This is a genomic window from Lysobacter claricitrinus, from assembly GCF_045866565.1.
GTDB classification, from domain to species: domain Bacteria; phylum Pseudomonadota; class Gammaproteobacteria; order Xanthomonadales; family Xanthomonadaceae; genus Cognatilysobacter; species Cognatilysobacter claricitrinus.
The window spans coordinates 948,918-974,828 of the sequence record NZ_BAAFZV010000002.1 but is presented as its reverse complement, the minus strand read 5'-3'; the positions used below and the strand labels follow the sequence as shown (position 1 = coordinate 974,828).

The following is a 25,911-nucleotide window of genomic DNA, read 5'->3' as shown; positions in this document are numbered from 1 at the left end:
TCCATGTCCGAGCCTGTGAATCCGCCGCCCGGCGCGACGCCGCCCCGGGGCGGCATCGTGGAGTTCGCGGTACGTCGTCGCGTCACCGTCTTCATGGCGATGATCACGTTCGTGCTGTTCGGCCTGCTCGCGCTGCGCGAACTCAAGGTCAACCTGCTGCCCGACCTGAGCTATCCGACGCTCACCGTCCGCACCGAATACGAAGGCGCCGCGCCGACGGAAGTGGAGACGTTGATCTCCGAGCCGGTCGAGGAAGCGCTCGGCGTCGTCAAGAACCTGCGCAAGCTGCGCAGCGTGTCGCGCACCGGGCAGAGCGACGTCGTGCTCGAGTTCGCCTGGGGCACGGACATGGACCAGGCCAGCCTCGAGGTGCGCGACAAGATCGAGTCGCTGCAGCTTCCGCTGGAAGCCAAGCCGCCGGTGCTGCTGCGCTTCAATCCCTCGACCGAGCCGGTGATGCGCCTTGCGCTGACGGCAAAGAATCCGGCTGAAGCCGATTCCGTGCGTCGCCTGACGGAATTGCGCCGCTACGCCGACGAAGACCTCAAGAAGAAGCTCGAACCGGTCGACGGCGTTGCCGCAGTCAAAGTCGGTGGCGGCCTCGAGGACGAGATCCAGGTCGACATCGACCAGCAGAAGCTCGCGCAGCTCGGGCTGTCGATCGACACCGTGATCCAGCGCCTCGGCCAGGAAAACGTCAACGTGTCGGGCGGGCGGTTGGAAGAAGGCACGCAGCGTTACCTCGTGCGTACCGTCAACCAGTTCCAGACGGTCGACGAGATCCGCGACATGCTGGTCACCACGTCGTCCGCCAGCGGTGGCGCGGCGCAGTCCGCTGCCGAACAGATGGCGCGCGTTGCGGCTGCAACGGGCGATGCGAATGCAATGGCGGCCGCGGCGTCGGTGCAGAGCGCATCGTCGTCGCAATCGGTGGCTGCCGGCGGCATGGCGATTCGCCTGAAGGACATTGCGACCGTTCGACAGGGCTACAAGGAACGCGAGTCGGTGATCCGCCTGGGCGGTCGCGAAGCGGTCGAGCTGGCGATCTACAAGGAAGGCGATTCCAACACCGTCGCCACCGCGGACGCGATCGAGAAGAAGCTCAAGGACATCCGCGAGCACATGCCGGCGGACGTCGAGCTGACCACGATCGACGACCAGTCGCAATTCATCCGCAGCGCGATCACCAGCGTCAAGGAAGACGCCGTGATCGGCGGCGTGCTCGCCATCCTGATCATCTTCCTGTTCCTGCGCGATGGCTGGAGCACGTTCGTCGTCGCGCTGTCGTTGCCGGTGTCGATCATCACCACGTTCTTCTTCATGGGCCGTTTCGGTCTCAGCCTCAACGTGATGTCGCTCGGCGGCCTTGCGTTGGCGACCGGCCTCGTGGTCGACGACTCGATCGTCGTGCTGGAAAGCATCGCCAAGGCGCGCGAACGCGGGCTGGGCGTGTTGCATGCGGCGATCGAAGGCACGCGCGAGGTCAGCATGGCGGTGGTCGCGTCCACGCTGACGACGATCTCCGTGTTCCTGCCGCTCGTGTTCGTGCAGGGCATCGCCGGCCAGCTGTTCCGCGACCAGGCGTTGACGGTGGCGGTCGCGATCGCGATCTCGCTCGTCGTGTCGATGACCCTGATCCCGATGCTCAGCGCATTGAAGGCGCGTGCGAGCGAGCTCGACGATTCGGAACCCGCACCGGAACACGCGGCCGACGTGCTGCTGTTCCGCGAGACGCTGACCCTGCCGTGGCGCAGGTCGTCGAACCGCGTGCTCGGTGCGGTGCTCACGTTGCTTGCATTGCCCGTGACGTTGATCTTCGGCGCGTATCGCGTGGTGCGCAGCCGCCCGAATCTCTATCGCTGGCCGCTGCGTTCGAAGATGCGCCGCGTCTTCGCGATTCCGCTGTGGGTGTTGCTGCTTCCCGTGCGCCTTGTCGCGCTGCCGTTCTGGGTCGTGGGACTCATCATCCGTTCGCTCACCGGCCCGGCATTCTTCGGTGCGGTGTGGTCGGGTGCGCGCGCATGGCGCCTGGCCGGTCGTCGCATCATCGCGCCCGTCATGCTGACGGCGAGCGACGGCGCAATGTCGGTGTACGAACGCGCCGAACGCCGGTACATCAAGATGCTGCCGTCGGCGCTGGAGCGCCCGGTGCTGGTGCTCGGCTTCGCGGCCGTGGCTTTCGCGCTGACGCTCGCCGCAGTGCCGATGCTGGGCGCGGATCTGATCCCGCAGCTCGCGCAGGATCGTTTCGAGATGACGGTGAAGCTTCCGCCTGGCACGCCACTTCGCGAAACAGATGCGATCGTCCGACGCCTGCAGCAGGAGCACGAGAAGGATTCGGGCATCCGCTCGCTGTTCGGCGTGAGCGGCAGCGGTACGCGGCTCGACGCGAACCCGACCGAGAGCGGCGAGAACATCGGCAAGATCACCGTGGTGATGGCCGACGGCGGAAGCCGCGAAGTCGAAGCCGCCGAGACCGACAAGCTGCGCGCGTCGATCGCCGGGAATTCGCAGGCGCAGGTCGACTTCCGTCGACCGCAGCTCTTCAGCTTCTCCGCGCCGCTCGAAATCGAGCTTCGCGGCAATGATCTCGACAGCCTGCGCGCCGCAGGCGATCGCCTGACCAAGCTGCTGCGTGCGAACCCCCACTACGCCGACGTGAAGTCGACCGTGGAGCAGGGCTTCCCGGAAGTGCAGATCCGTTTCGACCAGGAACGCGCCGCCGCGCTCGGGCTCACCACGCGCCAGATCGCCGACGCCATCGTCAAGAAGGTGCGCGGTGACGTCGCCACGCGCTACAGCTTCCGCGATCGCAAGATCGACGTACTGGTGCGCGCAAGCGAGAACGATCGGGCATCGGTCGACAGCATCCGCCACCTGATCGTGAACCCGGGCAACGGCCGCGCGCCGGTGACGCTGGAGTCGGTCGCGGACGTCGTATCCACGACCGGGCCGAGCGAGATCCATCGCGCCGACCAGGTGCGCGTGGCGATCGTGTCGTCGAACCTGCGCGGCATCGATCTCGGCGCGGCGATCAAGGAAGTCGACAACCTCGTCGCGTCGAATCCGCTCGGCACCGACATCTCGATGCACATCGGCGGGCAGGGCGAGGAACTCGGCGAGTCGGTGCGTTCGCTGCTGTTCGCGTTCGGGCTGGCGATCTTCCTCGTCTACCTCGTAATGGCGTCGCAGTTCGAATCGCTGCTGCACCCGTTCGTCATCCTGTTCACCATTCCGCTTGCGATGGTGGGCGCTGTCGGCGCGTTGCTCCTCACGCGTTCGCCGGTTTCGGTCGTCGTGTTCATCGGCCTGATCCTGCTGGTCGGGCTGGTGGTGAAGAACGCGATCATCCTGATCGACAAGGTCAACCAGCTGCGCGAGCAGGGCGTTCCCAAGCGCGAGGCGCTGGTCGAGGGCGCGCGCTCGCGCCTGCGGCCGATCGCGATGACCACACTCTGCACGCTGTTCGGCTTCCTGCCGCTGGCGCTCGCATTCGGCGAGGGTGCGGAAGTGCGCTCGCCGATGGCGATCACGGTGATGGGCGGCCTGCTGGTGTCGACGTTGCTGACGCTGGTCGTGATTCCCGTGGTGTACGACCTGCTCGATCGTCGCGCGGATGAACACTACGTGCGTCGCGCGCGCCGCATCGCCGAACGCGATGCCGGCCTGGGCGACGCGCAGGTGCAGCCGGTATGACCAGCGTCGCCGAACTGAGCATCCGCCGGCCGGTCACGGCGATCATGTTCTTCATCTCGCTCGTGGTGATCGGCCTGATCGCCGGCGTGCGACTTCCGCTGGAAGCGTTCCCGGAAGTCACGTTCCCCGGCATCTTCATCGAGATGCCCTACGCCGGATCGACGCCCGAGGAAGTCGAGCGCACGGTGCTGCGCCCAACCGAGGAAGCCCTGTCGACGCTCACCGGCGTCAAGCGCATGGAGTCCAATGCGCGGTCGGAAGGTGCGAGCGTCGCGGTGTTCTTCTCCGACTGGAGCCGCGACGTATCGATCGCCGCATCGGAGGCGCGTGAGCGCATCGACGCCATTCGCGACCAGCTGCCGGACGATCTCAAGCGTTACAGCGTCAACAAGTTCTCGACGTCCGACCAGCCCGTGCTGCAGGTGCGCCTTGCGGGTTCGCGCGACCTCACCGGCGCGTACGACCTGATCGAGCGCGAGTTCAAGCGACGCCTCGAACGGATTCCCGGCGTGGCGCGCGTGGACGTGTCGGGTGCGGCACCGAACGAAGTCGAGATCGCCATCGATCCGGATGCGTTGACCGCGCACGGCGTGGTGCTCAACGACCTGACCACGCGCCTGCAAACGGCGAACTTCTCCGTGTCCGGTGGCGAGATCGACGACAGCGGCCGTCGTGTCCGCGTGCAACCGGTCGGCGAACTGCAGGATCTCGACCAGTTGCGCCAGCTCGTGATCGACCGCAACGGCACGCGCCTTGGCGACATCGCGGAAGTGCGGCTGAAGCCGGCGCGCATGGACTACGGTCGTCGCCTCGATGGACGCCCCGCGGTCGGCCTCGACATCTTCAAGGAACGCAGCGCGAACCTGGTCGACGTGTCGAGCAGCGCGCTCAAGGAAGTCGAGGAGATCCGCAAGGATCCGATCCTGCACGACGTGCAGGTCAAGGTCATCCAGAACCAGGGCAAGGACGTGACCAGTTCGCTGTCCGACCTCGCCGAGGCCGGCGCGATCGGCCTGCTGCTGTCGATCGCGGTGCTGTTTTTCTTTCTGCGCCACTGGGCGTCAACCGCGATGGTGACGCTCGCCATCCCGATCTGCTTCGTGATGACGCTGGGCTTCATGTACTTCACCGGCGTCACGCTCAACATCCTGTCGATGATGGGGCTGCTGCTCGCGATCGGCATGCTGGTCGACAACGCAGTCGTGGTCGTTGAAAGCATCTACCAGGAACGCGAGAAGATGCCGGGCAATCCGGTCATGGCGTCGATCGTCGGTACCCGCCACGTTGCGATCGCGCTGTCGGCGGGCACGCTCTGCCACTGCATCGTGTTCCTGCCCAACCTGTTCGGCGAGCGCAACTTCCTCAGCATCTATCTCTCGCAGATCGCGATCACGATCTCGGTGTCGCTGCTGGCGTCGTGGCTGGTCGCGGTGAGCCTGATCCCGATGCTGTCGGCGCGCATGAAAACGCCGCCCGCCGTGCGCAGCGAGAACGGCCTCATCCCCCGCCTGCAGCGTCGCTACGCCACCGCGCTGCGCTGGACGCTCAACCATCGCGGCGCCAGCGTCGCAGGCATCCTGTTGATCGTCGCGGTCAGCATCGTGCCGATGATGCTGACCAAGAAGAACATGTTCGGTGGCGACGACGGCGACGAAGTCAACATCAACTACCAGTGGAAGGGCGCGTACACGAAGGAGCAGATGTCGGACGAGCTGCTGCGCGTCGAACATTTCGTCGATGCGCACCGCAAGGACTACGGCGTCACCCAGGTCTACTCGTACTACAGCGAGCAGGGCGGGGCGATGACGCGCCTGACCGTCGACACCAAGGCCGTCCCCAACCTCAAGGCGTTCATCGAGAAGCTGCGCAAGGAACTGCCGAAGTCGGCGCGTGCCGAACTCAATGTCGGCAACAACGGTGGCAACAACGGCGGGCCGGGCCAGAAGGTGCAGGTGCAGCTGGTCGGCGATTCCACGCAGACGCTGGAAGACCTCGGCGCCGATATCGTGCCGATCCTCGCCAAGCGCCCCGAACTGCGTGACGTGCACGTGGATACCGGCGACAAGAACAGCGAGCTGGCCGTGCGCGTGGACCGCGAGCGTGCGGCGTCGTTCGGCTTCACCGCGCAGCAGGTGTCGCAGTTCGTCGGTCTCGCATTGCGCGGCGCGCCGCTGCGCGAGTTCCGTCGCGGCGACACCGAAGTGCCGGTGTGGGTGCGGTTCGCTGGTGCGGAGTCATTCGGCGTCAACGACATCGCCGGCTTCACCGTTCGCTCGCCGGATGGGCGCGCGGTGCCGCTGCTGGCGATGGTCGACGTAAGCGTGCGTCCATCGGCGAGCCAGATCCAGCGCACCAATCGCCAGACGACGATCACGATCCAGGCGAGCCTGCCGGACAAGGTCGAGCCCGACAAGGCGAAGAAGGCGATGGAGGACACGCTCAAGAGCGTGCAGTTCCCGCCCGGCTACACCTACAGCTTCGACGGCAGCGCGTTCCAGGAAGACGACGAAGCCACCGGCCAGATGATGATGAACCTCGTGCTGGCGCTGATCATGATCTACGTGGTGATGGCGGCGGTGTTCGAGTCGCTGCTGTTCCCGTCGGCCATCATGTCGGGCGTGCTGTTCTCGGTGTTCGGCGTGTTCTGGTTGTTCTGGCTGACCGGCACCGAGTTCAACATCATGGCTTTCATCGGCATCCTCGTGCTGATGGGCGTGGTGGTGAACAACGGCATCGTGATGATCGAGCACATCAACAACCTGCGGCGACGCGGGCTGTCGCGCACGGATGCACTGGTGGAAGGCAGCCGCGAACGCCTGCGCCCGATCCTGATGACGATGGGCACGGCGATCCTCGCGATGGTGCCTATCGCGATCGGCAGCACGCAGATGGCCGGCAATGGGCCGCCGTACTACCCGATGGCGCGCGCGATCGCCGGTGGCCTGGCGTTCTCCACGATCGTCAGCCTCCTGTTCCTGCCGACGATCTATTCAATCCTCGACGACCTGCGCAACGCGACTGCGCGGCGCTGGCGCGAGGCGCGCGGCAAGCCCGCGCTGCCGGCGGCGGGGGCGACGGTGGCGGCGATGCTCGCGGAGTGATCACGAAAAAGGGGCCGCAAGGCCCCTTCTTCGTTTCGGACGATGAGTCGGCTCAGTGGCTCAGGTGGCCCACGATCCGTGCGATCGCGATCCATTCGCCGGCCATCGTGCCGAAGTTGGTCAGGATGAAAACGAGCAGCGTGCGCGCCACGCGGTTGCGGTACCAGCCGCCGAACGTGCGTACGTCTTCGCGAAGCGAGATGAAGTCGGCATAGGTGGGCTTGCGCAGGCGTGCTTCGACCAGGGCACTCACCGCGCCGGCCGGAATTGCCGGGCGGAACGGCTTGAACGGCGCGACCAGTGCACCGGCGATCACGCTGAGCGGGTGGCCGCCTGCGAGCAGCGCACCGAGGCCTGCGAGCAGTGACGTCGCGACGAACCATTGCACGAGAACGCCCGACGCCTTCGCCATGCCGCCGCTGTGGAAGCCCCACGCGACGCCGCCCACCAGCATTGCGGCGATCACCAGCGTGAACCACGGAACGTTGCGCTTCTTCGGCGTCGCCTCGAGCGCGGCGCGCACATCCGCCGGGTTGGCGCTCTGCGATTCGAGTTCGCGCGACAGGCCCGCGAGATGTCCGGCGCCGACGACGGCCAACACGTTTGTCGGCCGCACGTCCGCATTCGCGGCCTCGCGCAGCCCGGCCGCCATGTAGCGGTCGCGTTCGCTGATCACGGTTTCGTACAACTGCGGGCTATGGCTCGCGAACTCGGCGAAGCTGGATTCCAGCATGTCGCCTTCCTTGAGCTTCTCGATCTCGTCCGCGGGCACTTCGTCGCTCGCCACGAGAGACACGGCGAGCCCGCTGCCGAGCTTGATGCGCTGCCACCAGTTAAGGCTTGCGGCGGCGCGTCGAAATGTCAGGCCGACGTCGCGATCGATCAACGACACCGGCACGCCGCGTTCGCGTGCGTCGATCACAGCCTGCTTCAGTTCCGCGCCCGGCTCGATGCCCAACTGTTCGGCGAGGCGGCGCTGGTAGGCAGCGAGCGCGAGGTTGGCTGCGAACATCGCAGTGCGGCCTGTGCGGATCACCTCGACCAGGTCGAGCTTCGCCATCGCATCCGGTTCCACCAGCGCCTGCATGCGCGCGGTGTCCAGTTCGACCGCGACGTGGTCGTACTCGCCGCTGGCGATCGCTTCGCGCACCGCGTCGACGCTCGCGCGCGAGACATGCGCGGTGCCGAGCAACGTGTAGCGCACGCCGTCGCGTTCGACGATGGCGTGGGGTTGCGACGCAAGCGCGTCGGTCGGGGCGTGGGTGGGATCCATGGGGCCTCTGGAACATCGGCGCCCGATGGCGCCGTGCGGAGCAGGGTAGGGAGTCAGCGACGGTCCGGCAACGGCGCCGCGTGCGGCTCGCTGCGATCACCCGCACCGAGTTCGCGCACCATCTGCACGCTCTCGAGCCAGCGCCCGTGCTTGCGGCCGATGCCGGCGAAACGCCCGGCGATGCGGAACCCGAGGCGTTCGTGCAGGGCGATCGACGCGGTGTTCGCGCCGTCGCCGATCACCGCGAGCATCTGTCGATATCCGAGCGCGGTGCAGTCGTCGATCAGCGTGGCCAGCAATGCGCGGCCGACGCCGGCACCGCGCGCGTCGCCGCCGACGTACACGCTGTCCTCGACCGTCCAGCGGTACCCCTCGCGCGCGCGATACGCGCTTGCATAGGCATAGCCGACGACGCGCCCGTCAATTTCGGCGACGCGGTACGGGTACCCGGCATCGACAACCGCCTGCACGCGCTCTGCGAACTCGGCCAGTGACGGCACGACGTACTCGTACGTCGCCGTGCCGTGCTCGACTTCGTGCGCGTAGATGCGATGGATCGACTCGAGATCCGTCTCGCGGGCGGGACGGATCACGGGCGGCATGTCAGTCGCGATAGCGCTTGAGCAGGTCGCCATAGGCGTCGATGCGGCGATCGCGCAGGAACGGCCAGATCCGGCGCACGTCCTCGCTGCGACGCAGGTCGACTTCGGCCATCAACACCTCCGGGCGTTCCATCGAGGCCTCGGCGAGGAACTCGCCCTGCGGCCCGAGCACGTGGCTCGAACCCCAGAAGTCGATGCCGCTGCGGCCGATCGGCGACGGTTCATGCCCGACGCGATTGCACGACAGCACCGGCAGCCCATTCGCGACCGCGTGCCCGCGATGCGACAGGATCCATGCGTTGCGCTGGCGATCCTTCTCGTCCTGCTCGTCGTTCGGGTCCCAGCCGATCGCGGTCGGATACAGCAGCATTTCGGCGCCGGCCAGCGCCATCAGGCGCGCGCCTTCCGGATACCACTGGTCCCAGCACACCATCACGCCGAGGCGGCCGACCGACGTGTCGATCGGATGGAAGCCGATGTCGCCGGGCGTGAAGTAGAACTTCTCGTTGAAGCCCGGATCGTCGGGGATGTGCATCTTGCGGTACTTGCCCGCGAGCGAGCCGTCCGCGTCGAGCACCACCGCCGTGTTGTGATACAGGCCGGGCCCGCGACGCTCGAACAGCGAGCCCACGATCACGACGCCATGCTTCTTCGCGAGCGCGGACAGGCGTTCGGTGCTCGGGCCCGGAATCGGCTCGGCGCTGTCGAACTCGTCGACGCACTGGTGCTGGCAGAAGTAGGCGCCGTTGTGCAGTTCCTGCAGGAGCACGAGCTTGGCGCCATTGTCGGCGGCGTCTGCAACGCGCGCGGCGATGACGTCGAGATTCGCATCCGCGTCGCCGTGATTCGTTTCCTGCACCAGCGCGACCGGCAGGACCTTCTTCTTCGCCATCACACAACTCCTTCCGGCAACTGCATGGTGATGCAGTGCAGGCTTCCGTTCTGCCAGATCAACGGGCGGCACGGAACCATCACGATCTCGCGATCAGGAAACGCTTCACGCAACACGGCCTGCGCGCGCGAATCGGCCGCGTCGCCGTACGACGGTGCGAGCACCGCGCCGTTGACGATCAGGAAGTTCGCGTAGCTCGCAGCGAGGCGACGCCCTTCGTCGACGATCGGCTTCGCCCACGGAAGCTCGAACAGTCGATATGGACGGCCGTCCTTCGTACGCAGTGCGGCGAGCTCGCCCGCCATCGCGCGAAGGTGCGGATAGTGCGAGTCCGCCGGGTCGTCGCAGCCCTGGAACACGATCGAATCGACCGACGCGAAGCGAGCCAGGGTGTCGATGTGCGCGTCGGTGTCGTCGCCTTCGAGATAGCCGTGGTCGAGCCAGAGGACGCGATCCTGCGCGAGCCAGTCGGCAAGCCTGGCCGACAGCTCCTCGCGCGATGCGTCCGGATGACGCTGGTTGAGGCATTCCCACGTGGTCAGCAGCGTGCCGTCGCCGTCGGTGTCGATCGCGCCCCCCTCCAGTGCGAACGGAATCGACGTGCGCTCGGCGCGCGCGAACAGGCCGCCGCGTTCGAGCGACTCGACGAGCGCGTCGTCGCGGCTGGCCTCGAACTTGCCGCCCCAACCAGTGAAGCGGAAATCGAGCAGACGGAAGCCCTCGCGCGAGCGCAGGGTGATCGGGCCGGAATCGCGCAGCCAGGTGTCGTCGTACTCGCTGCGCACGCAACGAACACGCGACAGGTCGACGCCGGCGGTTTCGAGCAGCGTGCGGGCCCGCGATTCGAGCGCACTGTCGGCGACGCAGATGATCGCGCGCTCGAAACGCACGATCGCCGCGACCAGCGCGATGTAGGTGGTCTCGACGTCGGCGAGGCGCGCCGCCCAGTCGGTGCCGACGTGCGGCCACGCGATGAGGACGGCGGACTGCGGCTCCCATTCGGCAGGGAGCCGGAAATCGGTTTCGGTCATCGAAAATCCTGTCAGCGGATCGGCGGCTTCGGGCCGATCTCTTCGGCGTCCGCCTTGTTGGCGACCGCGTCGACCACGCGGCCGTGCTCGAAGTAAACGGTGAACGCCGGGTAGACCCAGCGCTGGATCGCTGGCCACTGGCGCTTCTGGCCGCCGGCGGGGTCGAGCCGCTGGCTCGGCGCGCCGTAGTGCTTCTCGACGTCGGCAACGCGCATGCCGCGCGCGGGCATCGCCACGCTTTCCTGCTTCACGCGGTCGATGAGGAGCGTCTCGGCATGGACGCTGCCGGCGGACAGCAGGGCGAGGGCGGTGACGGCCAGAACGGTGCGAACCATGGTGTCTTCCTCGGGCGGCGCCCGGAGCGGGATGAAGCGGCGATTGTATGCAGCGGCCGCATTGTCCGAAGCGCCGTCGACGCGACAGGTGAAGGCAGCACTTCGGAACGCACGTCCCAGAACGCGAAAAGCCGCCTTGCGGCGGCTTTTCGGCGAACCGGCAAGGTCCCGCGCGATTAGCGCTGACGGGCCTTGAAGCGCGGGTTCGACTTGCAGATCACGAAGACCTTGCCGCGGCGGCGGACGACCTTGCAGTCACGGTGACGGGCCTTCGCCGACTTCAGGGAGGACAGGACCTTCATGAGTAAAACCTCGGCAAAAGAGTAAAGACGGGCAAACGAAGCCGCGCATTATAGCGGGCTGGTATTTTGAAAAACAATGGGATGCGTAGACGGGGAGGTCCGACGCGCGAAGCGAGCCGGCGTCGGCCAGTGGGGCCTGGACAGGGACGTCCCTCGATCGGCATTCGCTGACGTGGTCCCTCATGGGCATTTTCGCGCCGACCGGCGAGAATGGCGACATGGATCCCACCGCTCCCGTGCTCACCATCGATGGCCCTTCCGGTTCCGGCAAGGGCACCATCAGCCGCTTCGTCGCCCAGCGACTGGGCTGGCATTACCTGGATTCCGGCGCGCTGTACCGGGCGATCGGCGTCGCCGCCGGCTGGGGCGACCTGGACCTCAGCGATCCCGGCGCGCTGGTGCGCTGCTGCTTCGACAGCCATATCGAGTTCGTCGAGACCCCGGGGGAGGAGCTGCGCATCCTCGTGAACGGACGCGACGCGACAGACGAGATCCGCACCGAGACCGCGGGCGCCGCCGCGTCGGCCATCGCCGCGATCCCCGAGGTGCGCACCGCCCTCAAGGAGCGCCAGCGGGTTTTCCGCCAGCAGCCGGGGCTCGTGGCCGACGGCCGCGACATGGGAACGGTGATCTTCCCCGACGCCGCGACCAAGGTCTTCCTGACCGCCAGCGCCGAGGAACGGGCCGAGCGGCGGTATAAACAGTTGAAGGAAAAGGGAGTTTCCGTTAACTTGGGCGATCTGCTGCGGGAGATTCTTGCCCGTGACGCCCGCGATGCTTCACGCGCGGTGGCGCCATTGCGGCCGGCCGACGACGCCGTCTGCATCGACACCACCGGCACCGGCATCGAGGCGGTGGTCGAACGCGTGCTGTCCCTGGTCCAGCGGTAACGCTCGCGGTTCCGTCCGGAACCGTTCCGAACCAGAGCCTGTAAACGTCCGGCCTGCAGAGCCGGCCCGTCGCGCTGCGCGACGGATCTCCAACAGCACGGTGCGATTCCCGCACCCCCAACGGGTGGGCCTGCTATGACGTCAGAAGGCGCGTGCAGAGCCTGTGTGTCCAACAGAGCAATTTTCCAATGACCGAATCATTTGCCGAACTGTTTGAAGCCAGCCAGACCAATCTGGCGAAACTGAAGCCGGGCTCGATCGTCACCGGTGTCGTCGTCGAGGTCCGTGGCGACGTGGTGGTGATCAATGCAGGCCTGAAGTCCGAGGGCATCGTGCCCATCGAACAGTTCCGGAACGACGCCGGCGAGATCGACGTTGGCGTGGGCGACGAAGTCAAGGTCGCCCTCGACTCGATCGAGAACGGCTTCGGCGAGACCGTCCTTTCGCGCGAGAAGGCCAAGCGCGCGATGGTGTGGGACGAACTCGAGCAGGCGCTCGAGAAGAACGAGACCATCACCGGTCGCATCAGCGGCAAGGTCAAGGGCGGTTTCACCGTCGACATCAAGGACGTCCGTGGCTTCCTGCCCGGTTCGCTGGTCGACGTGCGCCCGGTGCGCGATTCGAGCTACCTCGAGGGCAAGGAACTCGAGTTCAAGCTCATCAAGCTCGACCGCAAGCGCAACAACATCGTCGTGTCGCGTCGCGCCGTCGTCGAGAGCGAGCACTCCGAAGAGCGCGAGCAGCTCATGGAGAAGCTGGTCGAAGGCGCCGTGCTCAAGGGCGTCGTCAAGAACCTCACCGATTACGGTGCGTTCGTCGACCTCGGCGGCATCGATGGCCTGCTGCACATCACCGACATGGCGTGGAAGCGCGTGCGCCACCCGTCGGAAGTCGTGGAAGTCGGCCAGGAGCTCGACGTCCGCGTGCTCAAGTACGACCGCGAGCGCAACCGCGTTTCGCTCGGCCTGAAGCAGCTCGGCGAAGATCCGTGGGACAACATCGCCCGTCGCTACCCGGCCAACAGCCGCGTGTTCGGCAAGGTCTCGAACGTCACCGATTACGGCGCGTTCGTCGAGATCGAGCCGGGCGTGGAAGGCCTCGTGCACGTGTCCGAGATGGATTGGACCAACAAGAACGTCAACCCGTCCAAGATCGTGCAGGTCGGTGACGAAGTGCAGGTCATGGTGCTCGACGTCGATGAAGACCGTCGCCGCATCTCGCTCGGCATGAAGCAGGTCACGTCGAACCCGTGGGAGACGTTCTCGGTCCTCCATAAGAAGGGCGACAAGGTCGAAGGCCAGGTCAAGTCGATCACCGACTTCGGCATCTTCATCGGCCTGGACGGCGGTATCGACGGCCTCGTGCACCTGTCCGACATCTCGTGGAACACCACGGGCGAAGACGTAGTCCGCAACTTCAAGAAGGGCGACACGGTGGAAGCCGTCGTCCTGGCCGTGGACCCGGAACGCGAGCGCATCTCGCTCGGCATCAAGCAGATGGAACAGGACCCGATGGGTTCGTTCGTCGCCACCAACTCGCGCGGCTCCATCGTGCGCGGCACGGTGACGGCGGTCGACGCGAAGGGTGCCACCGTCGAGCTGTCGGACGGCGTCGAGGGCTACATCCAGGCTCGCGACATCGCGCGTGAGCGCGTCGACGACGCGACGACCAAGCTGAAGGTGGGCGATCAGGTCGAGGCGAAGGTGATCGGTAACGATCGCAAGTCGCGCCAGATGCAGCTGTCGATCAAGGCGAAGGACTACGCGGAAGAGAGCGAAGCGGTGGCGGACTACAACCGTCAGTCGTCGGAAGCTTCGAGCGGCACGACGCGCCTTGGCGCGCTGCTGCGCGAGCAGCTCGGTAACAAGGGCGAGTAATCGCCAGCGGTAAACCCGGGACGGCCCGGCCTTGTCGGGCCGTCCTTTTTTGTGCGGGGACCGTGTTTTCCTGTCCCGCACGACTGCGAACACCTGGCGCTCCCGAACCCGGCCGTCCATGACCAAGTCCGAGCTCATCGAAATCCTCGCCCAGCGTCAGGCCCACCTGAAGGCCGAGGACGTCGAACTGGCGGTGAAATCGCTTCTGGACATGATGAGTGGATCGCTGTCCGGCGGTGAGCGCATCGAGATCCGCGGCTTTGGCAGCTTCTGCCTGCATTACCGGCCACCGCGCGTGGGCCGCAACCCGAAGACCGGCGAGTCCGTTGCGCTTCGCGGCAAGCACGTCCCGCACTTCAAGCCGGGCAAGGAGTTGCGCGAACGCGTGAGCGGCGTGCAACCGATCGACGAGGACGTCTGACGTCCGCCGGCAAGGCGCCCGCCTTGCCATCCCGGCCCGCGCCGGGCGACCCTCTTGCCGATATCGACGGAGCCCACGATGGCGTTCATCAACGAATGGCTGTGGTTCTTCCTGCTGCTTCCGCTCGCCGCGCTTTCGGGCTGGGTGATCGGCCGTCGCGGCGGCAAGCTGCACAGCGAAAGCCAGGTCAGCCGGCTTTCGACAACCTACTTCCGTGGCCTCAACTACCTGCTCAACGAGCAGCCGGACAAGGCGATCGAACTGTTCCTGCACATTGCGGAACTCGACAAGGAAACTTTCGAGACACAGGTCGCGCTCGGCCATCTGTTCCGCCGCCGCGGCGAAGTTGATCGTGCAATTCGCCTGCACCAGGCACTCGTGCAGCGCAACGACCTCACCGATGGTCAGCGCGTGCAGGCGCTGCTCGCGCTCGGCGAGGACTACATGAAGTCGGGCCTGCTCGACCGCGCCGAAACCGTTTTCAGCGAGCTGGTTGCGCTGGACATGTCGCCGCTCGCGTTGCGCCACCTCATCGGCATCTACCAGGCCGAACGCGACTGGGCCAAGGCGATCGAGAACGCGCAGCGTTTCGAATCTGCCACCGAAGAGCCGATGGGCAAGCTGATCGCGCATTTCGAATGCGAACTCGCCGATCGCTACCGCGCGGCGGGTGACGTCGACGCCGCGCGCGAAGCCGTTGCGCGTGCGTACCAGGCCGACGCCAACTCCGTGCGCGCGGGGATGCTCGAGGGTCGCATGGAGATGGATGCGGGCCGACATGCCGCCGCGATCCGGTCGTTCGAGCGCGTCGCGCGTAGCGATCCCGACTATCTGCCCGAAGTGATGCCGCAGCTGCTCGAAGCCTACGACGCCGTCGGCGACGTCCCTGGCGCGCGCAAGTTCCTCGCCGAGATGTGCGAGCACTATCGCGGCATCGCGCCGGTGCTCGCGCTCACGCGGATGATCGAGCGGGAGGAGGGCGTCGGCGCGGCGCGTGCTTACCTCGCGAAGGAGTTGAAGAACCGTCCCTCGGTGCGCGGCGAGGCGGCACTGATCGAACTGTCGCTGGCGGAAGAAGCCGATTCGACGGCGACGTTGCTCGACCTGCGCAACATCACCGACCAGTTGCTCGTTCGTAATCCGAGCTATCGCTGCACGCGCTGCGGATTCGGCGCGCGTAGCCACCACTGGCAATGCCCCAGCTGCAAGGAGTGGGGCTCGGTGAAACCACTTCTGAACTACGCCGTCGTGTGAGCCCGCTCGCGCTCGCCCTCATGGTGCTGGTGATTTCGGCGGCCGGCACCGCGCTTGCCCGCGCGTACGCGTTGCATCGCCGGTTGGTGGACGAACCGGGCGAGCGTCGGAGCCACATCGTCGCGACACCGCGTGGCGGCGGCGCCGGGCCCGTGCTCGCGACATTGCTGGGTGCGGGTGTGCTTGCATCGCAAGGTGCGAACGCCGGTTCGACAGTGCTCGCGTCGGCCGGGCTGCTCGCGGTCGCAGCGATTGGCGCGTGGGATGACCACCGCCCCTTGTCCGCGCGGCTGCGGCTTGCAGTGCATGTCGTCGCAGGCCTGATGCTTGGTTTCGCGATGTTCGATCCCGTCGCCATGCCAGTGCATTTCATCGCGACGGCCGCGCTTGCCGTGGTCCTCGTCAATGTCTGGAACTTCATGGACGGCATCGACGGTATCGCGGCGTCGCAGGCGCTGCTGGTCGCTGCCGCGGCGCTGGTGGTCGGCGGTGGCATCGGCGGCTCGATTGCGGTGCCCGTAGCCGCTGCCTGCGCCGGGTTCCTGCCGTTCAACCTGCCGCGCGCGCGGATTTTCCTAGGCGACGTGGGCAGCGGTGCGCTCGGGTTCGCGATGGCGTGGATCACCGCGAGTGTTGCTGCACGGTCCGCCATCGCTGGGGCGCTCATGCTGCTGCCGCTGTCGGCGTTCCTGGTCGACGCCGGGATGACGCTGACGCGGCGCATCGTCCGCCGCGAGCGCTGGTGGGAAGCGCACGCGCAGCACCTGTACCAGGCGTTGGCACGGCGCTACGGCCATGGGCCCGTCACGGCGGGCTACGCATTTGTGACGCTCGCTGCGTCTGCAGTCGCAATGCTGAACCCTTCACGGCAGCCGACCGTTACCATGGCGTCCGTGGCCGTGTGGTATACGGGCGCGGCTGTTTCGTGGCTGTTCGCGCAACGATGGATCGCGCAACGCGCGAGCTCAGGGATCACTGAGAAGGATTGATGGCTCGAACATTGTCCCCCTGGCAGGCGCGCCTGCCGCGAATCGCGATCGCAGTGCACGACCTGTCGATGGTCTGGCTCGTCTGGTTCGGGCTGCACTGGATGCGCTATGCGGTCGAGCCGAGCTCGCCGGACCTGCCCCTGTGGTCCATGGAGACGGCGTTTGTGCTCGCCGTGCAGGGTGCCGCGTTCTGGTATGTCGGCCTGTATCGCGGCCTGTGGCGCTTCGCCAGCGTCCCGGATCTGTGGAACATCCTGAAGGCGTCGGTGATCGGCGTGATCGGCGTCGTTGCTGCGCTGTTCCTCTATAACCGGATGGATACCGTGCCGCGTGGCGTGCTGGTGCTGTATCCGGTCGTCCTCGCGGCGATGCTGGGTGCGCCACGCCTCATCTATCGCGCATGGAAAGACGTGCAGTCCGATGGCCGGCGTACGTCGTCGACGCGCGTGTTGATCCTTGGCGCCGGCCAGGCGGCTGAAGCGCTTGTGCGCGACCTCCGCCGCTTCGGCACCTACCAGCCCGTCGGTTTCCTCGACGACGCGCCGCGCCTCCGCGGTTCGAAGATGCACGGCGTCCCGGTGCTCGGCGCGATCGATCAGCTTCCGGCGATCGCTCGCGAGACCGCCGCGCAACTGGTGGTCATCGCGATTCCGTCCGCGGACGCCACGGCGCTGCAGCGCATCGTGACGATCTGCGAACGCAGTGGACTGCCGTTCCGTTCGGTGCCGCGCCTGCAGGACGTGCTCGAAGGCCGGTCGATGCCGGGCGAGCTCAAGGAAGTGGCGATCGAGGACCTGCTCGGTCGCAAGCCCGTATTGCCGGACTGGAAAGCGATCCGTGCGTGGCTGGGCGGGCGTTCCGTGCTGGTCACCGGTGCCGGCGGTTCGATCGGCGCGGAGCTCTGCCGGCAGTGCGCCCGGCATGGCGCGCGTCGCATCGCGCTCGTCGAAATGGACGAACTCGCGCTGATGACGACCGACGCCGCGCTGCGTCGTGACTTCCCCGACATCGAAGTGATTCCGGTGCTCGGCGACTGCGGCGACCGCGCGGTGATCGCGTACGCCATCGGGCGTTCGCAGCCGGAAGCCGTCTTCCATGCCGCCGCCTACAAGCAGGTGCCGGTGCTGGAGACGCAGCTTCGCGAGGCGATCCGCAACAACGTCGTCGCGACCTACAACGTGGCGCAGGCGTGTCGCAACGCATCGATCGGCACGTTCGTGCTGATCTCGACCGACAAGGCCGTCGATCCGGTCAACGTGCTCGGTGCGACCAAGCGCATGGCGGAGATGATCTGCCAGGCGCTCGCCGACTGCCCGACGCGCTTCGTGACCGTGCGCTTCGGCAACGTGCTGGATTCTGCGGGTAGCGTCGTTCCGCTCTTCCGCGAGCAGATCCGCACAGGTGGACCCGTCACCGTGACCGACCCCGAAGTCACGCGCTTCTTCATGACTATTCCCGAGGCCTGCCAGCTGATCCTTCAGGCGTCGGCAATCGGAACGCACGAAGCGGTGTACACGCTCGACATGGGCGAGCCCGTGCCGATCCGCCTGCTCGCCGAGCAGATGATCCGTCTCGCAGGCAAACAGCCTGGTCGCGACGTCGCCATCGTCTACACGGGCCTGCGTCCCGGCGAGAAGCTGCACGAAACGCTGTTCCATGCGGACGAACGCTATCGACCGACGCAGCACCCGAAGATCCTGCAGGCCGAGCCGCGCAAGGTCGCGTCCGCGCACGTGGTCGATGCGGTGAACCTGTTCAACGATGCATGCGCCCGCTACGACCTCGACGCGCTTGCGCGCTTGCTTCGCGACGCCGTGCCCGAGTTCGAACCGCTCGCGAGCGGTTCGAACGGAGCGTCGACGGCGACCGTCGTCGCGTTTCCTGCACGCCAGTCGCGCAAAATCTGAGCGATTCGCGCTCCCTGACCGACTCTTCGATGACCTCGACTCCCCCGCGTCGCATCCGCAAGGCCGTCTTCCCCGTTGCCGGACTCGGCACCCGTTTCCTTCCCGCCACCAAGACGGTGCCGAAGGAAATGTTGCCGGTCATCGACAAGCCGCTGATCCAGTACGCGGTCGACGAGGCAATCGAAGCAGGTTGCGACACGCTGGTGTTCATCACCAACCGCTACAAGCACGCCGTCGCGGATTACTTCGACAAGGCGTATGAGCTCGAGCACAAGCTCGAGCGTGCAGGCAAGACCGAGCAACTGGAGCTGGTGCGAGACGTGTTGCCGCCGGGCGTCAAGACGATCTTCATCACCCAGGCCGAAGCGTTGGGGCTCGGGCACGCGGTGCTGTGCGCGAAGGAGGTCATCGGCGACGAGCCGTTCGCGGTTCTGCTGCCGGACGACCTCATCTGGAACCGGGGCCCGGGCGCCCTGAAGCAGATGGCGGACGCGGCCCAGGAAAGCGGCTGCAGCGTGATCGCCGTGCAGGACGTTCCGCCCGAGAAGACGGACAGCTACGGCATCGTGGCGACGAAGGATTTCGCCAATCGCCGTGGACGCATCACGCGCATCGTCGAGAAGCCCGCGCCGAAGGATGCGCCGAGCAATCTCGCCGTCGTGGGGCGTTACGTGCTTTCGCCGCGGATTTTTTCGCTGCTCGAAACGATCACGCCGGGCGCCGGCGGCGAAATCCAGCTGACGGACGCGATTGATCGCCTGCTTGCCGAGGAATGCGTCGACGCGTACCGCTTCCGCGGCACGCGGTTCGACTGCGGCACGCACATCGGTCTGATCGAAGCGACGATCCGCTATGCCCTCGACCACGAGAAGCTGAGCGACGCCGCGGCCGACATGATGCGCAACGCGCTGGTCGAACTGGGCGTCGTCGAGATCAGCTGAGGCTGGACAGCCCGCGCGCGGCGCGCCACGCTGGTGCAATGCCGCGATTCCAGGGCGATTACTACAACGCGAGTGCGGGCCCGCCGCCCGCAGCTCGATCGCTATCCGGTGCGGTCGACCACGACGTCTGCGTGGTCGGCGGCGGTTTCGCAGGTCTCAATACCGCGCTCGGGCTGGTCGAGCGCGGGCATCGCGACATCGTCCTGCTGGACGCACACCACGTCGGCTACGGTGCATCCGGCCGGAATGGCGGCTTCGTATTCGGCGGTTATTCGCGCGGCGAGGCCAGGCTGATCGCGGACCTGGGCGCGGACGTCGCGCGCGAGGTCTACGGGTGGACGCTCGACGCGGTCCGACGCATCCGGTCACGCATCAACGACTACGCGATCGCTTGCGATGTCGTGGACGGTGGCGTGATCTGGGCGAACTGGTTCGATGATCCGGCGCCATTGAAGGCGCGCCAGACGTTGCTCGCCGCGCGCTACGGAACCGATTGGGCGTGGCTCGATCGCAACGAAATGCGTCGCCGCATCGCCAGCGAGCGCTATTCCGAAGGCCTCTACGAAGGCGCGGCATTCCATTTCCACCCGCTGCGTTATGCGCGCGGGCTCGCTGGTGTTCTCGAGCGCGCGGGCGTGCGTATCCACGAGTCGACGCCCGCGATCGCCCTGGCACGGGACGGTGGCGGCTGGCGCGTGCGCACGCCCGATGGCGAGGTGCGGGCGCGCAACGTCGTGCTCGCATGCGGCGGCTATCTCGCGAAACTGCGTCGCCGCGTGGACGCAGCAGTACTGCCCATCGCCACCTATGTGATGGTCACCGAGCCGCTCGGCGATCGGATGCATGGCGTGTTGCGCACGCAAGCCGCCGTCTACGACACGCGCTTCGCGTTCGACTACTACCGCCCGCTCCCGGACACGCGCCTGCTGTGGGGCGGACGCATTTCCGTGCGCGATCGCGCGCCTGCCGACGTCGAAAAGCTGCTCGTCGGCGACATGCTGCGCGTGTTTCCGCAGCTGCATGGCGTCGCGGTCGACTATGCCTGGTCCGGCCTGATGAGCTACGCGCCGCACGAGATGCCGCACGTGATGGAAGCCGAGCCGGGCCTGTGGGTCGCGCAGGCGTTTGGTGGTCACGGCGTCGCGCCGACGACGGCTGCCGGCGACCTGGTAGCGTCTGCGATTGCGGAGGGCGACACGCGTTATCGCCATCTGTCGCGCTACGGCCTGCAGCCCGCGTTCAAGCCGTTCGGCTTCGCGGCGGCGCAGGCGAGTTACTGGTGGGCGCAATCGAAGGACGCGCTGAAGGATCGATTGGCGCGCGGGCTGTTCGCCTCGCGGTAGATCTTCGCGGCGCGCTGTCCGATGCGTCGTGAGCTTGAGCTGCAGGACAGCTCCGCAAAAACGGACGGGGCCCGAAGGCCCCGTCGTTGACGTGCATTGCAAGGCTCAGAGCGCTTCGAAGATTCCCGCCGCGCCCATGCCCGTGCCGATGCACATCGTCACCATCCCGTACTTCTGCTGGCGACGGCGCATGCCGTGCACGATCGTCGCCGTGCGCACCGCGCCGGTCGCGCCGAGCGGATGGCCGAGGGCGATCGCACCACCGAGCGGATTGACCTTGGACGGGTCGAGTTCGGAGTCCTTGATCACTGCGAGTGCCTGCGCGGCGAACGCTTCGTTGAGCTCGATCCAGTCTATCTGGTCGCGCGTCAGGCCGGCCTGCTTGAGCGCCTTCGGAATCGCCGCGTTCGGGCCGATGCCCATGATGTGCGGCGGTACGCCGGCGACCGAGAAGCTCACGAAACGGGCGAGGGGCGTGAGGCCGTACTGCTTGATCGCAGACTCCGACGCGATCAGCACCGCGGCAGCGCCGTCGCTCATCTGCGATGCATTGCCCGCGGTGACGGACCCGCCGAACTGGCCGTTCTTGAACACCGGGCGCAGCTTGGCCAGGCCGTCCATGGACGTGTCGGCGCGCGGGCCCTCGTCGGTGTCGACAAGGCGCTTGCGCAGCTGAATGGTGTTGCCGGAAAGCTCCGGCACGTGCGACACGACTTCGTACGGCGAGATCTCGTCGCGGAATTCGCCCGCGGCGATGGCGGCCAGCGCCTTGCGGTGCGATTCCACCGCGAACGCGTCCTGCTGCTCGCGCGAGATGTTCCATTCCTTCGCGACGTTCTCGGCGGTGATGCCCATGCCGTACGCGATCGCGACGTGGCCTTCGTCCTTGCTGAAGACGCGCGGGTTGAGCGCGATCTTGTGGCCCATCATCGGCACCATCGACATCGATTCGGTGCCGCCGGCGAGGATGAGATCCGCGTTGCCCAAGCGCACCTGGTCGGCGGCCAGCGCGACGGCCTGCAGGCCCGACGAGCAGAAACGATTGATCGTCTGCGCGGCGACGACGTCGGGCAGGCCGGCGAGCAGCACGCCGATGCGCGCCACATTCATGCCTTGCTCGGCCTCCGGCATCGCGCAGCCGATGATGGCGTCATCGATGCGGTTGACGTCGATGCCCGGCGCCTGCGCGACCACGCTGCGCAGCACGTGCGCGAGCATGTCGTCGGGGCGGGTGTTGCGGAAGAAGCCGCGCGGCGCCTTGCCCACTGGCGTGCGGGTGGCGGCGACGATGTAGGCGTCCTGGATCTGCTTGCTCATGATGATTTCTCTCGGAGGCTCGAAGGGGATTCGGAAGGGCGGGCCTTCGAACCTCAGTTCCGCAGCGGCTTGCCGGTCTGCAGCATGTGCGCGATGCGCTGCTGCGTCTTTTCCATCTGCGCGAGTTCGACGAAGTGCTGGCGCTCGAGCTTGAGCAGCCATTCCTCGTCGACCACCGACCCGCGGTCGACCATGCCGCCGCACATGACAGTGGCGATGCGCGTCGCGATCTCGTAGTCGTGGGGCGAGATGAACATGCCTTCGAGCATGTTGATGAGCATCATCTGCAGCGACGCGATGCCGACGTCGCCCGCGACCACGACGTTGCGCGCCGGCATCGGCGGGCGGTAGCCGGCCTCGGCCATGCCGCGTGCCTGCGCCTTCGCCGCATGCAGCAGCTCGTGCGTGTTGAACACGACGACGTCGCTGTCGCGCGCAAGCTTGAGCGACTTCGCCTCGAACGCCGACGTCGACACCTTGGCCATCGCGACGCTTTCGAACGGCGCCTTGAGCTGCGCGAAAACGTCGCCGCCGGGACCGGCCGCCTCGGACGCGCGCACCGCGAACTCCTTCAGGCCGCCACCGGCCGGCAACAGACCGACGCCGGCTTCGACGAGACCGACGTAGCTCTCGAGACCGAACACCGTGCGCGCGGCATGCATCTGGAACTCGCAGCCGCCGCCGAGCGCGAGACCGCGCACGGCCGCGACCACCGGCACCAGCGAATACTTGATGCGCTGGCTGGTGCGCTGGAAGTTCTCGACCATCGCCTCGAAACCGGCGACGTTGCCGGCCTGCAGCAGGCCGAGCGCACCGGCAAGGTCGGCGCCGGCGGAGAAGGGCTCCTTTGGCTGCCAGATCACCAGGCCGGCGAAGTCGCGCTCGGCGATGCCGATCGCTTCCTGCAGACCATCGAGCACCTTGTCCGACACCGTGTGCAGCTTGGTCTTGAAGCTGACGACCGCGATGTCGTCCTCATCGGCCCACAGGCGCAGGCCGTCGTTCTCGAACAGCGTCTTGCCGGGGGAGAACTTCTCGCCCAGCAGCGCATCCGGGAAGCGTTGGCGCGCATAGACCGGGTTCGACGAACGTGCGATCGCACCGTTCCGTGCCGGGCTGAAGCTGCCCGTGGCCTCGTGCACGCCGTCACGCGATGCAACCCACGCCGGCAGGGGCGCGTTCGCCATCGTCTTGCGGGCGGCGACGTCTTCCGCAATCCACTGCGCGACCTGCTTCCAGCCGGCGGCCTGCCACGTCTCGAACGGGCCCTGCGACCAGCCGTAGCCCCAGCGCATCGCGAAGTCGACGTCGCGCGCGGTGTCGGCGATGTCCTTCAGGTGGAAGGCGCTGTAGTGGAATGTGTCGCGGAATACCGACCACAGGAACTGCGCCTGCGAATTGTCGCTCGCGCGCAGCGCGGCGAATTTCTTTGCTGGGTCGCGTTCCTTGAGGATCGCTGCGACGTCGGCATCAAGCTCGCCCGCGGTCGGGCGGTAATCGCGTGCGGCGACATCGAGCACGAGGATGTCCTTGCCGCGCTTGGTGTAGAAACCCGCGCCGGTCTTCTGGCCGAGTGCACCCTTTTCGACGAGGCCCGTCAGCCAGATCGGTGCCTTGAAGTACTGATGCCACGGATCGTTGGGCAGCGTGTCGGCCATCGTCTTGAGGACGTGCGCCATCGTATCGAGGCCGACCACATCGGCGGTTCGATACGTCGCCGACTTCGGGCGACCGATCGCCGGGCCGGTGAGGGAATCGACCGTGTCGAACCCGAGGCCGAGGCGTTCGGTGTGGTGCATCGCCGCCAGCATCGAGAACACGCCGATGCGGTTGCCGATGAAGTTCGGCGTGTCCTTGGCGATCACGACCCCCTTGCCGAGCGTGGTCGTCAGGAACGTCTCGAGGCCTTCGAGAACTTCGGTATCCGTCGTCTTCGCCGGGATCAGCTCGGCGAGGTGCATGTAGCGCGGCGGGTTGAAGAAGTGGACGCCGAGGAAACGGTGACGCATCTCTTCCGGTAGCACGTCGGCCAGCGCGTTGATGCCGAGGCCGGACGTGTTGCTCGCCAGCACGGCGTGCGCCGGCACGAACGGGGCGATCTTCTTGTACAGGTCCTGCTTCCAGTCCATGCGCTCGGCGATCGCTTCGATCACCAGATCGCAGCCGCGCAGCAGCTCCAGGCCCGTCTCGTAGTTCGCAGGCGTGATGCGCTCGGCCAGCGACTTGTCGGCGAGCGGGGCAGGGCTGAGCTTCGCGAGGTTCGCGATCGCCTTGGTCACGATGCCGTTCGGGTCCCCTTCCTTCGCCGGGAGGTCGAACAGCACGGTATCGACGCCGGCGTTGGTGAGGTGCGCGGCGATCTGCGCTCCCATGACGCCTGCGCCCAGCACGGCGGCGCGGCGGACGAGCAGTTTCTTGGACATGTCGGTGGTAGTCCCGGGTTGGGGAATCAGGAAAGGTCGGCCGGCCGGCAACGGAAGCCGGCGGCGGCGAAACGGATCAGTTCGCGCGCCGCACGGGCGCGGTGGGCGGCTTCGGACGTACCCGACGGCCGCTTGATCAGGCCGAAGTCGGACATCGCGTACGTCAACGCGCCGGCGAGGAAGTCCAGGCGCCAGTACAGCTCTTCCTTGGTCAGCTCGGGCACCACGGTCGAGATCGCCTTCGCGAATTCGCGCAGAACGTGGCCGTAGTGGTCGGACAAGAACTTGCGCAGCGCGTCGTTCTTCTCGGCGTAGGCACGGGCGATGACGCGCATGAACGACGCGCCGCCGTGGCGATCCTGCGCCATCGCCAAGGCAGGTTCGACGAAGGCGGCAAGGATCGGCTCGAGATCGCCCGTACCGGACGCGACCGCCGCCTTCAGCGCGTCCAGGCGACGTTCGCTCATCTCGTCCATGCGACGGCGGAACACCTCGTTGACGAGGTTTTCCTTGCTGCCGAAGTGGTAGTTCACCGCGGCGATGTTGACGTCGGCGCGGCTGGTGACCTGCCGCAGCGACGTACCGGCGAAGCCGTACTGCGCGAACAGCTCCTCGGCGGCGCCGAGAATGCGGTCCTTGGTGGAGAAGGGAGCAGGAGTGGACATGCGGCGTACCGAATCAAACGCTTGTTTGATGGTAGTCGCGGACCATACGGGGGTCAATGGTCCAGCGGCCGCTGCGTCCGGCCGCTTTCGCCGACCCGGCCTGAACGCGTAGAATCTACCGCTGCCAGTTCGGCTAAACCCGCGTAGCTACGCGGGTTTTTCTTGTTATCTTGGGCGCTGAGACGCATCCGGCGCCCGCCAACCTCGGAGAGCAGTCCCATGGCGCTGGAGCGCACCATTTCGATCATCAAGCCTGACGCGGTCGCCAAGAACGTGATCGGCCAGATCTATTCCCGCTTCGAGCAGGCCGGCCTCAAGGTCGTCGCCGCGAAGATGAAGCAGTTGTCGCGCCAGGAAGCGGAAGGCTTCTACGCCGTGCACCGCGAGCGCCCGTTCTTCAACGCGCTGGTCGAGTTCATGGTGTCGGGCCCGGTCATGATCCAGGTGCTCGAGGGCGACAACGCCGTCGCCAAGAACCGCGAGCTGATGGGCGCCACCAATCCGAAGGACGCCGCGCCGGGCACGATCCGCGCCGATTTCGCGGATTCCATCGACGCCAACGCGGTGCACGGCTCGGACAGCCAGGAGAACGCCGCGATCGAGATCGCGTACTTCTTCGCGCAGACCGAAGTCGCCGCACGCTGATTTGAAG

20 protein-coding genes are annotated in these 25,911 nt (G+C 66.6%); 11 read left to right on the top strand and 9 right to left on the bottom strand.

Features of this window, described 5'->3' with window-relative positions; all coding sequences use genetic code 11:
- The first annotated feature begins 3 nt into the window (after positions 1-3).
- Both ACKTTN_RS09335 and ACKTTN_RS09330 read left to right on the top strand, forming a co-directional pair.
- Entirely contained in the window at positions 4-3,696 is a 3,693-nt protein-coding gene (locus tag ACKTTN_RS09335) for an efflux RND transporter permease subunit (protein ID WP_407909574.1), read from the top strand.
- Positions 3,693-6,797, top strand: a complete 3,105-nt coding sequence (locus ACKTTN_RS09330; protein ID WP_407909573.1) for an efflux RND transporter permease subunit — start codon at positions 3,693-3,695, stop codon at positions 6,795-6,797. The genes ACKTTN_RS09335 and ACKTTN_RS09330 overlap by 4 nt, the downstream gene beginning before the upstream one ends.
- A 52-nt stretch (positions 6,798-6,849) precedes the next feature.
- Here ACKTTN_RS09330 and ACKTTN_RS09325 read toward each other — a convergent pair whose 3' ends face one another.
- The 6 genes from ACKTTN_RS09325 to ykgO all read right to left on the bottom strand — a co-directional run bounded on the left by ACKTTN_RS09325 (position 6,850) and on the right by ykgO (position 11,232).
- Entirely contained in the window at positions 6,850-8,070 is a 1,221-nt protein-coding gene (locus ACKTTN_RS09325; RefSeq protein ID WP_407909572.1) for a TraB/GumN family protein, read from the bottom strand.
- 53 nt (positions 8,071-8,123) lie between these two features.
- Positions 8,124-8,672 (bottom strand): GNAT family N-acetyltransferase, encoded by a 549-nt coding sequence (locus ACKTTN_RS09320; RefSeq protein WP_407909571.1) that lies wholly within the window; start codon positions 8,670-8,672, stop codon positions 8,124-8,126.
- A 1-nt stretch (position 8,673) separates the two neighbouring features.
- Positions 8,674-9,564, bottom strand: coding sequence for a carbon-nitrogen hydrolase (locus ACKTTN_RS09315; RefSeq protein WP_407909570.1), 891 nt, complete (start codon positions 9,562-9,564; stop codon positions 8,674-8,676).
- Positions 9,564-10,595: an agmatine deiminase family protein gene (locus tag ACKTTN_RS09310; RefSeq protein ID WP_407909569.1), complete on the bottom strand. Its 1,032-nt coding sequence runs from the start codon at positions 10,593-10,595 to the stop codon at positions 9,564-9,566. The genes ACKTTN_RS09315 and ACKTTN_RS09310 overlap by 1 nt, the downstream gene beginning before the upstream one ends.
- Positions 10,596-10,606: 11 nt before the next feature.
- Positions 10,607-10,930: a hypothetical protein gene (locus ACKTTN_RS09305; RefSeq protein ID WP_407909568.1), complete on the bottom strand. Its 324-nt coding sequence runs from the start codon at positions 10,928-10,930 to the stop codon at positions 10,607-10,609.
- 176 nt (positions 10,931-11,106) lie between these two features.
- Positions 11,107-11,232, bottom strand: coding sequence for a type B 50S ribosomal protein L36 (gene ykgO / locus ACKTTN_RS09300; protein ID WP_010342887.1), 126 nt, complete (start codon positions 11,230-11,232; stop codon positions 11,107-11,109).
- A 218-nt stretch (positions 11,233-11,450) separates the two neighbouring features.
- Here ykgO and cmk point away from each other — a divergent pair, with 218 nt between their 5' ends.
- The 8 genes from cmk to ACKTTN_RS09260 all read left to right on the top strand — a co-directional run bounded on the left by cmk (position 11,451) and on the right by ACKTTN_RS09260 (position 20,854).
- Complete coding sequence (gene cmk, locus ACKTTN_RS09295) at positions 11,451-12,122, top strand: (d)CMP kinase (protein WP_407909567.1); 672 nt, start codon at positions 11,451-11,453, stop codon at positions 12,120-12,122.
- A gap of 188 nt (positions 12,123-12,310) precedes the next feature.
- Complete coding sequence (gene rpsA, locus ACKTTN_RS09290; protein WP_407909566.1) at positions 12,311-13,999, top strand: 30S ribosomal protein S1; 1,689 nt, start codon at positions 12,311-12,313, stop codon at positions 13,997-13,999.
- A gap of 118 nt (positions 14,000-14,117) precedes the next feature.
- Positions 14,118-14,420 carry an integration host factor subunit beta gene (locus ACKTTN_RS09285; protein ID WP_027082170.1) on the top strand — a complete coding sequence of 101 codons (303 nt, stop codon included), beginning with the start codon at positions 14,118-14,120 and terminating at the stop codon, positions 14,418-14,420.
- A gap of 78 nt (positions 14,421-14,498) precedes the next feature.
- Complete coding sequence (gene lapB / locus ACKTTN_RS09280; RefSeq protein WP_407909565.1) at positions 14,499-15,674, top strand: lipopolysaccharide assembly protein LapB; 1,176 nt, start codon at positions 14,499-14,501, stop codon at positions 15,672-15,674.
- Positions 15,614-16,663, top strand: coding sequence for an MraY family glycosyltransferase (locus ACKTTN_RS09275; protein WP_407909564.1), 1,050 nt, complete (start codon positions 15,614-15,616; stop codon positions 16,661-16,663). The genes lapB and ACKTTN_RS09275 overlap by 61 nt, the downstream gene beginning before the upstream one ends.
- Entirely contained in the window at positions 16,663-18,570 is a 1,908-nt protein-coding gene (locus tag ACKTTN_RS09270; protein ID WP_407909563.1) for a polysaccharide biosynthesis protein, read from the top strand. Before ACKTTN_RS09275 ends, ACKTTN_RS09270 begins: the two co-directional genes overlap by 1 nt.
- A 29-nt stretch (positions 18,571-18,599) precedes the next feature.
- On the top strand, positions 18,600-19,511 hold the full coding sequence (gene galU, locus ACKTTN_RS09265) for a UTP--glucose-1-phosphate uridylyltransferase GalU (protein WP_407909562.1): 912 nt from the start codon (positions 18,600-18,602) through the stop codon (positions 19,509-19,511).
- Positions 19,512-19,549: 38 nt separating this feature from the next.
- Positions 19,550-20,854, top strand: coding sequence for an NAD(P)/FAD-dependent oxidoreductase (locus tag ACKTTN_RS09260; RefSeq protein ID WP_407909561.1), 1,305 nt, complete (start codon positions 19,550-19,552; stop codon positions 20,852-20,854).
- A 105-nt stretch (positions 20,855-20,959) separates the two neighbouring features.
- On the opposite strand, the gene ACKTTN_RS09255 is transcribed toward ACKTTN_RS09260, so the two are convergent.
- From ACKTTN_RS09255 to ACKTTN_RS09245, 3 genes are read right to left on the bottom strand one after another with little or no spacing between them, the layout of a single operon-like run.
- Positions 20,960-22,171, bottom strand: a complete 1,212-nt coding sequence (locus tag ACKTTN_RS09255; RefSeq protein ID WP_407909560.1) for an acetyl-CoA C-acyltransferase — start codon at positions 22,169-22,171, stop codon at positions 20,960-20,962.
- A 53-nt stretch (positions 22,172-22,224) separates the two neighbouring features.
- On the bottom strand, positions 22,225-24,594 hold the full coding sequence (locus tag ACKTTN_RS09250) for a 3-hydroxyacyl-CoA dehydrogenase/enoyl-CoA hydratase family protein (protein ID WP_407909559.1): 2,370 nt from the start codon (positions 24,592-24,594) through the stop codon (positions 22,225-22,227).
- A 26-nt stretch (positions 24,595-24,620) separates the two neighbouring features.
- A complete protein-coding gene (locus tag ACKTTN_RS09245) occupies positions 24,621-25,259 on the bottom strand; it encodes a TetR/AcrR family transcriptional regulator (RefSeq protein WP_407909558.1) in 639 nt (212 codons plus the stop codon).
- A 219-nt stretch (positions 25,260-25,478) separates the two neighbouring features.
- On the opposite strand from ACKTTN_RS09245, the gene ndk reads away from it, so the two are divergent.
- Positions 25,479-25,904: a nucleoside-diphosphate kinase gene (ndk, locus tag ACKTTN_RS09240; RefSeq protein ID WP_407909557.1), complete on the top strand. Its 426-nt coding sequence runs from the start codon at positions 25,479-25,481 to the stop codon at positions 25,902-25,904.
- Positions 25,905-25,911: the final 7 nt, after the last annotated feature.